This is a genomic window from Stenotrophomonas sp. P2112 (assembly GCF_041897515.1).
In the GTDB taxonomy this organism is placed as follows: domain Bacteria; phylum Pseudomonadota; class Gammaproteobacteria; order Xanthomonadales; family Xanthomonadaceae; genus Stenotrophomonas; species Stenotrophomonas sepilia.
On the sequence record NZ_CP169216.1, the window covers coordinates 975,327 to 987,606 of the forward strand.

Sequence of the window (12,280 nt, forward strand, 5' to 3'; positions counted from 1 at the left end):
CGATGGGGGCGGATTACCTTTCGCGGTTGCCTTCTGACTTGAAGCCTGCGAGCCACATCCTCGAATCTTTGAATGGCGTCAGCAGGCCGCTGGCTCCCGGGTGCAGATCCGATGTTTGGATTAAGCCGCTGACCCATGCCACGCGAAGTGCTACGTTGACGGCGCGGTCGGAGACGCCGGGGCGGCTGACGTTGACCACAAAGGGTTGGGCAGGCGGATTGGGGCCGGTAGACCGACTGGCCCCAGTGTTGGCCTTGTTGGACGGCACCCGAACGCCGGTGAGGCTGTCGCGCCCTTTCCAAAGCGCCGCCGTATTGAGCTCGGCGGTGTCGCCCAGGTCGTCTGTCTCGGTCAATGGCGCGTCCGCGCAGGTCCGGAAGACCTCCGTCGTAGACGAGGTGGCGCTGGTCCAGATTTTTGCCTCGACGGTCCAGCAGGGCAGAGATGCCCCCCATTCCTGGAACGTCAACGCCACCCGCGGCCAGTCGAGCCGTCCCTGCTGGGCGAGCTGGTGGTTATCGGATTTGAAGAGCCCGGGCAGCTTCCCTGCACCGCTGACCGGGATGTAGATCGGCTGGTTGCTAGAGGCTTGGCTGGCGGTAGCCCCAGTGGGCTTCACCCCAATCATCTGGCCGCCAGCATCCTTCAAGCTCTTCCCCAACTGACGGAAGAAGCCCGGCTTTTCCGCCTCCGGGGTGGGCTGGGTTGCCTCCTGGGCGAAGGCGGTATGAGCACTCAACAGCAACGTGGCCGCCAAGGCGGTGGCCATCCTTGTCTGGTTCTTCATGAAAACCCCTGTAGGGCCGCTTGCTTGCGGCATTTGCCATATTGGCAAATGCAACGCAAACTTGGAACCGTCAGACTGCGGGCTCAGTCAGCAATCGTTCGATCTTTGCCCCAGTGCCTGCCCCAATCGCCCCTGCCAGAACTCTCGGACGCCGCTTGCGCGAAGCCCGCCTGGCTAAGGGAATGACTCAGGCTGAGCTGGGGGCCGCGCTGGGCCTCGAGGACGAGAACTCGGCTGCCCCGCGCATATCTCGATACGAGCGCGGGGATCGGATGCCAGATGAAGAGACAATGGAGGCGTTGGCAGAGGCGTTAGATCTGCCGGTCGCGTATTTTCACGCCACATCTGACGTGCTAGCGGACGCGATACTTCTCATCGCGCGGCTACCAGCCAGTAAGCAGAGGGAAGTGCTATCCAAGCTTCGAGACTGGGCTACTTCAAGCAAGAAGTAACGGAGGAGACATGGAGCGGCGAAGCTTTTCAGTAGGAGACAGGGTCATCGAGCACAATCTGGACCGCTTGGACCATTTGTGTCGCCAAGACTATTCCATGGAAGAGCGATTGCTGGATGATCTTATCATTGCAGTGATCGAGTCTTATGAGTTGCTCCCCGAGTCATACAAGAGAGTTCTCCGACTTTCCAGTTGTTACACCCATGGCTCTCACTGGGGCACCAGTCAAGATCGTCGCGATGCCATTTGGACTAGGATTCGAAGCGAGCTAGATGCTGGCTTGGATGCCGTCATGGCTCAGCAAGACAGTCTGGCGATTGCAGACTCCGTTCGGCAGAAGACAAAGGGTGAGCGAATCTTGGCCTTGGTCGCTAAGTTCCAAGAGCGTGGCATCGATCTATTGATCGCAAGGCAATTGATATCAGAAGGGGCGGGCACCGATGCGGCAGCCGATGCACGGCGGCTGGTTAAGCTTATCGAGAAAAAACGAATCCCGAACGGAGACGCCCACTATTCAGAGATCAGCCGTTTGATTATGCACATCGAGATCGTTGCTCATCGCCTCCACCATCTTAAGTAGGCCCCGCACAGGGGGCTCGGCGGGGACGAAACACTCAAATTTCTATCAGCGTAGACGCTACTCAAACCCTTCAGGCTCCATCCTGCTAGGTCTCCCCAGTTCGGTCATCCACTCGATGCGGCTGGAGAGTTCTTCTCGGATTCGACTCCTCTCCTCAGCTTCCTTCTGCGTGGCGGGTGCGGGCAATACATCTATCAGGTTGATCCCCGAACTCATGTATGGAATCTCCCGGCTAGAGAACGAGCTGCTGACCAGGCGGCTGCCAAGGATGACGATCACTTCGGCTCTGTCTGTGGATAATTCATAGAGCCTGCGTGCCAATGCGAAGGTAACTTCGCCTTCTACCTCTTGGGGCGAGGAGGCCTCGAGTCGGCAGATCCTCATCGCAAAACTAGCCCTCAGCTCGGGATCCTCCATGACCCAGCTCAGAAGAGCTTCGTCCGAAACGTTGCCGCTCAATCCCCGATCTACATTAGGACTCTCGAGCAAGAGCAGTTCGGCGGCATCCTCAGGTTGGCTCAACAGTGGGTGGCTGATTAAATAAGTCAGACACTGACTTGGATACCTAGTCAGGGCGGGACCGATCAAGCGTCCCTTGGAGGTCCTGTCGAAGCGACTGCCTCTACTGCGGTGCTTGATGACCTTGTCTATCAGCTCTTTGAGCGAATCGAATCCACTTGCATGCCTTGCGGCGTAAGCGAAGACCTCTTCCAAATCATGTTCGACCATGGTTTGGTCGACCTTCAACTCAGTCCAGTCGTAGCGCAACAAGAAGCTTAGGCAATAAGCCCCAAGTTCGGCCTGCTCAGATTGCGCCAACTCCTTAGAGCTGTAGACTTGCATGTGCAGGGTGTCGAGGGCAGTGTGGATGCCACCTGTCCCTCTACTAGCAAGGGCGTCAATAAGCCTTCCAAACTCAGCGACCCGGTGCGGTGACAGTGTGCGGCCCACGCTAAGCCACGTGAACTCTTCAACAGGAGCCGCCCCGTGTTCAATCGCCTCTATAGTGCGCACTAAGGCGCGGTCATCAAAGGTGACTGCCGACTGGAGCTCCGAATACCAGCGAGCCCAGATAGGGCTGTGTATTGAGTTGTCTAAGAAGGTGTTTGTCTGGCTCAAGTCGCGCTCCGACCAGCCAGACATCACGCCTCGCAGGAAAATCGTGCTCAAGAGCTGCTCATCGGTGTCACCCAGGATCCCTCCGATCTTGTCAAGAAGTGGCGGGATATCCTCGATTGAGACCGCCACCCCCTGCCCGAGGCTGAAAAGCAGTCCGCGGGAACCTCGCTCCATGAGCCGAGGAAGCATCTCCGATAGTAGCGCTCCATCCTTCCCAAGTTCCTTGCCAACAGACACCGCTTCGAGCTGAGACTCCTTCTCCCGCTCGGCGTATTGATCTACCTCGAACTCTTCATCGTCAAAGAGCTCTCGCGAGTGCAGTTTTGCCACCACACGTTGGCGCAGCCCACGAGGGGCGACCGTCTGGGCAAACGTGGTGACCCGTCGGCGCAGGTCTTCACTAATATTTGTTCGGCGGAGCAACAGCTTTGCCGCAGTCCAAGCCTCCGGCCAGCCATCCTCCGTCTGGAAGACAGGCGTGAGCTGAACGAGCGAATTGATAGTCTTGTCGTCCAAGTGCAGAAGGTCCCTGGCGCGCTTTCCAATCGTAGAGCGGACAAGCGCCCCACGCTCGTTTGGGGACGAGGCGAAATCGCCCGCAACGGCCAAGAACTCAGCGAACCAGAGCTGCTGATCGTCCAACGACTGTGGCCTCCAGCCGTAGTCTCGACTGCGAGCCCCGAATCGATGGTTACCCGAACTAGACAGCCCAAGTGTTTGGAGCGAAGCATCAAGGCAATGCAGTCCTATTTCAAATACATGTTCGTCATGTGAACTAAGCATCTCCCGGATCGCGCTAGTGCGCATCCCAATGGGGGCGTGCGTCCCTGACTGAATAATCTGGAACAGGGTAGTTAGATTTTTACGCGAGCCACTGTTGTCGCTCTTTGTGGACTCATCGAGCCTCACTAGCGCTTGCAATGCGGATACGGACCGGCTGAAGAGATTTGGATCGTATGCGATGGCGTTCACCAAACTAGAGAGATCCGGAATCTCATGTGCCAGGCGATTTCCTAGCTCGCCATCATGCAAGAAGTCTTCGACTGCAGCGAGTGCCATGGAGGGGTTGATTGGCGCAACCCTTTTGAACGTGAGCATCTCCTCGTTGTTAAGAGACGCTATCTTTGAAAGAGCACCGCCTTTCGATAGCCACGACGTGACTACCTGACTGCCAATGCTAGAGTTACCTAGGTTGCTTAGGCGATTGCCAAAAGAAGCCTTGACGCGCGATGTGGCGTTGTCAAAAAGGCTGTCTGTCACCTTTGATGGACTGATTTCTTGAAGACACTCATTGGCCAGATAGTTTGCGATCGCCTGGGGCAGAATCGCGCGCATCTTTCCCCGCGACTGCAAGAGCCCTCTTCGTTTGAGGTCAGCCATTTGGCGATAGAAGGTGCTGGGCGAGACTTCTGCGAGTTCGGAGAGCACCCTGAGCTCTGAGCCTTCCTCCATGTCCTCTCCGTTGAAGGAGTAGAGCAAGCTGGCAGCCCGCGCGCAGCGCAGCAACTCGTCGCCTGTGTCAGCCCGTTGATGAAACAAACGGCGGAATAGTTCGCCATCTTCAAGAGATGAGAGCTGGTCCGATTGAGGAGCCGTCTCGGCAATCGCCATGGCAAGGCGGGCGTTACCATCACTTGCTCGAACAATCACGTCGCGGTCGGGGTAGCTCAGATGCTTATAACGTTCCCGAAGGATCTCATCTATGGTCGCGTCAGATGCACCTTCCAGCTCGTAGGCCCGAGTTGACGGGGCTAGCTTGTCTCTAACGTCATATTCAATGGTAAGGAGGCCCAGGCTGATGGATGCCTTGATGCAAGCCTCCACTAGAGCGTTGTGGGTGTCCTGTCCGCAGTTATCGATGACCAAGACTGTTGGACCTGCTGACAGGGAAATCGCTCCCAGCATCTCTTCAGGCGAGGGTGAGGGTCGGTCACCGATATCGGTATAGATCGCACTGGTGGGCGACAGGGCTGGTTCATGCGCCTCAATCCGAGGGTCAAACAGAGCTTGGGCGAGCCTCGTTTTTCCCAAGCCTGAAAGGCCCAAGAGCCGGACTGTGCTCCCAGCCCTAAGGTCGCGCCGTATAGCGACAATCGCTTCCGCGACCGTCCCCCGTTCCGTTCTTCCTGGAAGTGAAACTCGGCCTTCCTCGTCCAAGATGAACTCTCGGTCGAGACTTGTTTCCCTGTATGCCCAGGGCCCATATCCCTTCCAGCCTGACAGTGGCTGACCGAGCACCTCTCTTAGCCAAATCGCTATAGCTGGATGCGATTCGACCCAGCTCGCAACCTCCTGCGCCCCGTAGAAGTCCACTTCTACCTTCGTGGATAGGCCGTTGCTAGCTAGGACACCTCGCATGGCCTCAACTCGAGCCGTCCTGACCTTGAATGAAGGATTCTCTTTCGTTGAGACGATAAGATAGAGGCCGTGACCTTTGGCGAGTCCAGTAATACACGTTCGCAGGCGACCTTTCGGCTGCATCTCGCGCTTGATTCTCTGTGGCCCGAAAGGCTTCTTCTCTGCTTTAACTTGAACGATCGCTACGCTGCGGGTGAGCTTCTCGTTCAATCGCTTCGTGGGCTTGCAGGTAATCTCGACATCCACTCCATCGTCAGTCGCCCTTTGATCGCCACCGTAGAAGACACAGGGAGGCAACCCTGAGCGAGCTATGTCTCTCTCGCAAAGCCTGCCGATCAGTTGCCTGGCAGTCGTGTCATCCAAGCGCTGGATCATTTCTGGTTGGATTCTAAAGAAAGGATGCATGGCTTCAGCCGATAACGGTCGAATGGATGATCGCAGTCAATCGGCCCCGGCTCAATGCCGGCAGCTCATGGCTCAAAGCAGCCACAGTCCAGGACGCGAAACGAGTCCCCATTTAGAATCTCCTTAAGGTTGGTTTTTCGCAGAGGACTCTGTGTGTTCGAGTGGAGATGGCTGCGCGACGAATAGATGCCCGGGTGCAAGACTTGGATGTCCTCCCGCACTGGTCCTGACTGTTCGACCACAGTAGTTGAAGCTGCGAGAAGTCCCCGGCTCGCGAAGGACTTCTCATCGTCTACGGATGGCTTACGGGTAGAACTTGCGAGGGTCGGACAACGCCCCCTTGAACTGCCCCGCTTGGTAGACCGGAAGCACCACATCAGGGCGATACTTCTCCAGGACTGCGATCTGCTTCGTTCGTGCTTGCGCTGGCTTCTTGTGGAAATAGGCCTCGTGCAGCACAGGGACCCGCTTGCTGATGGAGTGGCCGGTGACCAGGGCAATGTCCTCATCGGCCACCCCCATGTGATGTAGCTCCGTGGCAAGGGTATGCCGGAAAGCGTGGAACCCGACGCCTTTAGGAAAGCCGAGATCCTTCATGTATCGGCTGAACTGATTGAGGACGCCTTGGCTGTAACGGGCGTTGGTGTCGCCATTGTCGCGTCGCACGCCGGCAGACAAGTGGGGGAAGAGGCGAGGATGGCCACAAGCTCGGATGTCCTCTACGAACGCCAGGAAACCAGCATCGAGCAGCGGTTGGGGAATGGGGAGCGTCCGAACGGCTGCTTTGCCTTTTAGGCTTTGTCGGCTCCGGTTCCTGTCTCTGTGGCTCAGGTCCGCGTCTACCGTCTTCTGAATCTTGATGCACCAAACGCCGCTCTCCTGGACAATGTCTGCGAGCTTCAGCTGAGCGACTTCATTGATACGCGCTCCCGTGTAGAGTCCAATCATCGGCACCCACCACCGGTGGGGCGCTTTCATGGCCCAGGGGATGAATGTGTTGGGGGTAAAGATGCGACGCAAATCTTCTTCGTCAAACAAGCGCTCGGCCTTGTCGGGGTCAATGACCAGATCCTTCTTCGCCTCTGGGAAGAAGTGCATGGGAGAGCCCGCAATGGCTTTCGCCTTGTCCAGCCGCCCAAAGAAGGTGACCAGGAACCGTCGGTGCTTCTCTACGGTGGCCGGTGCAGGCGGCTGGACGCAGAGCGCCTTCCCCTGGGCCACCGCCTGCTCATACGTGTAGTTCCGATACTGAGGATCTGACTGTAGAAGTGGCGGAGCCCAGCGCATCAGCTCCCAGAGTCGGTAGATATGCACGTGGTCGACCCGGGACACCGGAATATCCCCGCAGGCCATCAGGAGCATCTTCAGTGACCGCGCTGTGGCTTCGATGGTGTTGCGTGTCAGGCCCATGCGCTCGCGGTCAGCCAGGTAGTCCCGGATCTCAATGGAGAGCAATCGAGCGGGGGCGGCCACGGGGAGAGGCTCAGGGTGGCGCGTGCCATTCTTTCCAAGGAGCGCCCGACGGGTCCGCTCGCAGGCGTCGTTGATGATCTCTTGAGCATGGATGGCGGCCTCTCGGCCAGTCACGATCATTTCACCGATGCGGACGCGGCCAATGCGCACATTTGTCAGTTTGAGGGTGCCCGTCGGATCTGCGAGGTAGGAGTTGAGGTGTTTCGAGGTGGGGGAGGTCATTGTGTTGCTTCCATCTGAAGGATGGAAGTACAGATACTGCGGGCCTAAAAATCGTCAACGAAAAATCGGGGTTTTGTTTACGGCTTTAGGCATCGCGTGGGAGGTGCCGTTTTGCACGTCGGCCTAGCCAATCGTACCGCGCCAGAATGCGCCTGCATTTGCCAGTTAATCAATGGTTTGCGTTCGGTAGGGTGGACCTTTTTCGGAGTCATTGCCGTACTGTTTAACTGGCATAAGCTAACAAAAGGCACGATTCAACATGAATGCAAGATAAACGATTGTTGATTTTGTTAGTTTGTTAAGTGCAGTTAATCAGTCGGTGACACCTATCGAGGACTGGCAGTGGTTCGTCGCCGTGTTTAGGTATCGGACGCTTTACATTCTGTGATGGTGATCTCAGAATCGAAGCGTCAGGAGGGACCTGACGAGTTTTCCCACATTCGACAGAAGGAGTTTGCGATGGCTGGTGGTAAGTATTGGTCTGGGCAGGAGTGCCCGAAGACTGCGACCTATGGGCAATACAACGATGCAACGGGAACGTATGCGGGCAGCTCGAGCGATCGCCGCGTCGAAAAGGGCGAACGTTTCCCGCCCAGTCAGAACAACCATCACTTCGAAGAGAAGTGACGGATGGGGGGAGGGCTTACGCCCTCCCTCCTTCTTGCGTGGTTAGGAAAGCGAGGGAGCGCCTCCAAGGAGGGGAGTGGCTTTTTGAGTTCAGGAGAGACCGTGGCTGGGGAGCAGATGACCATCTTTCGGGTATGCGACATCATTTGGGACGTGGATGGCGCGTCGGTGATGCTTCCGTCCGAAGTCGAGATCGCCTGTGTTGATAGGGCTTCCCTGCCGGGCGCTCTATCAGACGCCTACGGGTGGCTGGTCACAGACTTCAAAGTAGTTTCGGCAGCAGGGGCCTAGGGCGCTTCCTACAGCTGCGCTTGAACGCTGCGGTCCGGCCTGTGCGCAGGGGAGGGCAGCGACACGGAAACAGGGGGCTTTATGGGTATTACTGCGTATCGCGGCGGAAAGCCGATCACGGACGAGCTTGAGCTGCAGGCTTACCTCGCATCTCTTTTGCGACTGGAGAACGTAGGCCTGCTGTTGGGGGCAGGGGCATCGTGCTCCGCGGGCGGGCAGACGATGAGGACGCTGTGGACATCCTTCCTGAGGGACAGTCCTGCCGATGCGGAATGGCTTCTGTCCCAGAAGTTCATCACCGAGGATGAGCGGAGATTGCCGCTTCCGCCACTTCCGGCTCTGTCTGCGGGGGCTACCACGGCATCGACAAATCCGTTTATCACAGGGCTCACTGCCAGCTTGCCCAACTTTGAAGTGCTGCTGGACAGGCTGGAGATAGCCATCCTTGAGTGGGAGCGCCAAGAGAGCTCGGAAATCACCCGAGCCCAAGCCGCTAGGGCAGCGCTTTTCAGATCTGTAGTTAGTGCAGCGAAGCTGAAGGAAGATTGGTGGACGTCTCCGTTAGGTGCTGATCTAGCCGAAGAGCTGGGAGCACATCGCTCCATACTTCAGAAGCTCACTGCTGCTCGTCAGCCTGGTCAACCGGCTCCTTGGATCTTCACAACCAACTACGACTTAGCCATTGAATGGGCAGCCGAATCGGTCGACCTTCAGGTCATTAATGGGTTCCTGGGCGTGCACAGCCGCCGCTTCTCACCCCAGAGCTTCGACCTCGGGTTCCGCAATGCCCAAGCCAAGGGAGAAGCCCGTTTCGGCGTCTACAACGTCTACTTGGCCAAGCTCCACGGCTCGCTGACCTGGAAAGAGGTTGACCACAGCTTGTATGAGGTGCCGGCGTCTGAAGCTTGGCGCGATATCGATGAGTTCTTGACCGGGTTCGCGGACAAGCTGAGCTACTTGGTCCTCCCCCGCGCTGCCAAGTATCTTCAGACCGTCGGCTATGTGATGGGCGAACTGCTGCGACGATTCGCGGAGTTCATGGCCCGCCCGCAGACGGCTCTGCTGATAAATGGCTATGGCTTCGGCGACGAGCACATCAACCGTCTTATCCGCTCTGCCCTGCTCAATCCCACTCTCCAGGTAGTCGTGTATTTGCCAGAGTTCAAGGGAGACCCCGCAGCGGCGGACCTTCCGCAAACCGTGCGAAGACTCCTTGCTCTTCAGACGCCACGCCTGACCATCGTTGGTGGGGGAAGTAGGGCCTTCACCAGTGCCTTAGCAAATGATCTTCCCGACCCAGCGGTTTACGATCAGGAACTGGCAGATCTGCGCAGGCGACTGATGCCTGAGAGGCCGGACGGAGCCGAGGACGACGTGCCATGAGGAGCCGCCAAGCCATAGGCTATGTTGTCCAAATCGATGGCGTGGATATCACTCTGAACCTGATGGATGTCCATCGGGGCCAGTTGGCTGCTCACGTCCATGGCGTCTCTGTGGTCACTGAAGTCGGCAGCCTCCTAGGGATTGAATCCGGGGGGCGGCTATTGGTGATGAAGGTTCAGTCCCTATCGTTTGCCGAGCCCAAAGAGGTTCACCGGGTCGGACTTTCGGGGACTTCGGTTTCCTCCGAACCCTTGCGTCACCTCACTGGCTTGGTCGTCGGTCGACTGCGCCGCGAGGCCGGGCGACTGACGTTCGTGTCAGATTCGCTTTCCTCGCCGGCACTGGGTGCAGAGGCCTTCCCGCTCACCGACGACGAGCTTTCATCGATCCTGGGTGGCGACGCGGCCACGCCGGCGGGCATCCACTTAGGGGATGACCTCCGAGGCGGCGGCCGCCTGACCATTGACCTACAGAGTTTGGTGTCCAGGCATGTGGCGGTGCTCGGAAGCTCAGGGCAAGGCAAGAGCTGCTTCACGGCTGCGGTGCTCCAGCAAATCGCGAAGATGCCTAAGGCACGCGTCGTCATCTTCGATATCAACGGTGAATACGAAGACGCCTTTCCCGCGAGCAACTACCCTCCGAATGCCATCAAGGTCACTCGGATCGGTGGGTCGGATTCGGACAGCTACCGCATCCCTTACTACGCATTGGGTCGTCTCGGCATGCAACGGCTGTTGTTGCCCAGCGATAAGACTCAACGGCCGGCTCTGACCTTTGCCTTGGACCACCTTAACCAAGTGAAGTGGTTCCAAGCATCCGGTGGCGTGGGCTTGGCGGCAGATGCACAACCATCGTTGTTCGACGACTGTAGAAGTGAGCGTGTATACGAGGCGCAGGCCATCATCGAAAGCCTACGTGCAGGCACGCCCCCACCGGCGCTCTCGTGGCCTCCCATGCAGGCCCTCGGTCCACTGATCGCTGATAGCCACGCCATTGCGCCGGCGAGGAATGGGTTCGAACGCAACGCCTGGAACTACGGAAATATTGCTCCACTCATTACCCGAATCGCGAGGTTCGTGGATGACGAAATGTTCAAGGACGTTGTGAGCGTGGCTGGCGGCGCTGGCTGCGGTGGTCCACTTAGTTGGCGAAACGAGTCAAAGGAGGTCGTTGAGCGTCTGTTCGGCGGGGACGAGGTGGAGTGGCGGGTGCACATCGTCGACCTTCGCCGCGTGTCTCATGACCTAACCCCATTTATCTTGGGGGCCATTTTGGAGCTCTATGCTTTCGAGCTCTTTAGCCGTGGCCAAGAGAACAAACGAGAGACCCTGTTGGTCCTGGAGGAAGCGCACCACTACCTGCGTCAGATGGGAACCGGCGACGAGGCTGTGAACAACGCATTGGCATATGAGCGCCTAGCCAAAGAGGGGCGCAAGTTCGGACTGGCGCTCTGGTTGAGCACCCAGCGCCCGTCGGAGATTTCTCCAACCGTGCTTTCACAGTGCAACACCTGGATATCCTTCCGATTGTCTTCGGAGAAGGACTTATCAGCCATCCAGGCGGCAAGCGAGTGGGCGGACAAGCGAGAGGTGCGGCGCATTGCTGGTCTAGCTCGTCAGAACGCCTTGGCCTTTGGTGGCAGCCTACAGATGGCTACCCTGGTCCGTGCACCGACCGCGGACCCGCTGCCTCGTTCGGAAGACGGGCGGTTCAACCAATGGGCTGATAGTCACAGCGGGTTCGACGTAAACAAGTTCTTGTAGGGTGGCCAGGTCCAAGTAGCAGTAAGCATGAGGGGCAAGGCAACGTGGATCATTTCGAAGGGGTAGTTCTAGACTTCCTGCGGGCGGACCGCAGGCTTTTCGTCAATGCTCAGTGCTGTATCCAGTTGAATCCGGGCAGTAATCCGGACACCAGCGGTCCCCACTGGTATTGCGACGCAGTCGCTGTGAGTGTTCGAGACCGAGCGACCTACCTCTGCGAGATCTCCTACGCTGTCCGCCTGCCTGCGCTTTTGAACCGTCTGAAAAGCTGGGACCAACATTGGCTTGGATTGAAGGAGGCCTTAGCCAGGGACTGTGGTATCCCCCTCGATTGGAGGCTTCAGCCATGGCTATTCGTTCCCAATGAACGCGTGGATCGCTTGCGTTTGGGCGCACGTGCGCTATCAATGATGCCAGAGCCGCGGATAACGGCCTTGGAGGAGGTTCTCCCTTGGCGCTACCGATCTTGGGACCGTGGAGACTATTTAGGTTCTGGTCGTGACTGACTTCAATCTTAAAGCACCCAGCTTTGCTTTGCTCCAAGCTCCCATGGGCTGTTGGAAATGTGGCTTACCTACCCTAGTCACTGCCATCTGGGTCCCCCGTCTCACTGAGTTCGATGAGGAGGGCGAACTGGAGGTTGCCGATGCCGCCGTCCTGCAATATGTCGAGTCCTTGGACGCCGCTGTGGAGACGTTCGTAGACCAGGCCGCACCACTCCTGCGCATCGGACGGTCACAGACTGCCGGCGTCAACTATTGGGCCAACCATTGTTCTCACTGTGGTGTCCTCCAGGGAGATCACTTCGTGATGGGTGTCA

7 protein-coding genes are annotated in these 12,280 nt (G+C 57.8%); 4 read left to right on the plus strand and 3 right to left on the minus strand.

Annotated features, from left to right (window positions below; translation table 11 throughout):
- Positions 1 to 13 precede the first annotated feature (13 nt).
- Entirely contained in the window at positions 14 to 787 is a 774-nt protein-coding gene (locus tag ACEPA4_RS04535; RefSeq protein WP_374083010.1) for a hypothetical protein, read from the minus strand.
- Between the two features lie 113 nt (positions 788 to 900).
- Between ACEPA4_RS04535 and ACEPA4_RS04540 the strand changes: the two genes are divergently transcribed.
- A complete protein-coding gene (locus ACEPA4_RS04540; RefSeq protein ID WP_315974265.1) occupies positions 901 to 1,239 on the plus strand; it encodes a helix-turn-helix transcriptional regulator in 339 nt (112 codons plus the stop codon).
- A 97-nt stretch (positions 1,240 to 1,336) separates the two neighbouring features.
- Positions 1,337 to 1,819 carry a hypothetical protein gene (locus ACEPA4_RS04545; RefSeq protein WP_262090327.1) on the plus strand — a complete coding sequence of 161 codons (483 nt, stop codon included), beginning with the start codon at positions 1,337 to 1,339 and terminating at the stop codon, positions 1,817 to 1,819.
- Positions 1,820 to 1,876: 57 nt separating this feature from the next.
- Here ACEPA4_RS04545 and ACEPA4_RS04550 read toward each other — a convergent pair whose 3' ends face one another.
- Positions 1,877 to 5,659, minus strand: coding sequence for a hypothetical protein (locus ACEPA4_RS04550; protein ID WP_262090328.1), 3,783 nt, complete (start codon positions 5,657 to 5,659; stop codon positions 1,877 to 1,879).
- A gap of 345 nt (positions 5,660 to 6,004) precedes the next feature.
- Positions 6,005 to 7,396 (minus strand): site-specific integrase, encoded by a 1,392-nt coding sequence (locus ACEPA4_RS04555; protein WP_262090329.1) that lies wholly within the window; start codon positions 7,394 to 7,396, stop codon positions 6,005 to 6,007.
- A 999-nt stretch (positions 7,397 to 8,395) separates the two neighbouring features.
- Between ACEPA4_RS04555 and ACEPA4_RS04560 the strand changes: the two genes are divergently transcribed.
- On the plus strand, positions 8,396 to 9,697 hold the full coding sequence (locus ACEPA4_RS04560; protein WP_074900354.1) for an SIR2 family anti-phage-associated protein: 1,302 nt from the start codon (positions 8,396 to 8,398) through the stop codon (positions 9,695 to 9,697).
- Positions 9,694 to 11,460, plus strand: a complete 1,767-nt coding sequence (gene herA, locus ACEPA4_RS04565; protein WP_057503261.1) for an anti-phage-associated helicase HerA — start codon at positions 9,694 to 9,696, stop codon at positions 11,458 to 11,460. Before ACEPA4_RS04560 ends, herA begins: the two co-directional genes overlap by 4 nt.
- Positions 11,461 to 12,280 lie beyond the last annotated feature (820 nt).

Excerpts from the sequence above, each read along its gene's own strand:
- ACEPA4_RS04555 (WP_262090329.1), bottom strand. The coding sequence starts at position 7,396 with ATGACCTCCCCCACCTCGAAACACCTCAACTCCTACCTCGCAGATCCG.
- ACEPA4_RS04560 (WP_074900354.1), top strand. The coding sequence starts at position 8,396 with ATGGGTATTACTGCGTATCGCGGCGGAAAGCCGATCACGGACGAGCTT.
- ACEPA4_RS04535 (WP_374083010.1), bottom strand. The coding sequence starts at position 787 with ATGAAGAACCAGACAAGGATGGCCACCGCCTTGGCGGCCACGTTGCTG.
- ACEPA4_RS04545 (WP_262090327.1), top strand. The coding sequence starts at position 1,337 with ATGGAAGAGCGATTGCTGGATGATCTTATCATTGCAGTGATCGAGTCT.
- herA (WP_057503261.1), top strand. The coding sequence starts at position 9,694 with ATGAGGAGCCGCCAAGCCATAGGCTATGTTGTCCAAATCGATGGCGTG.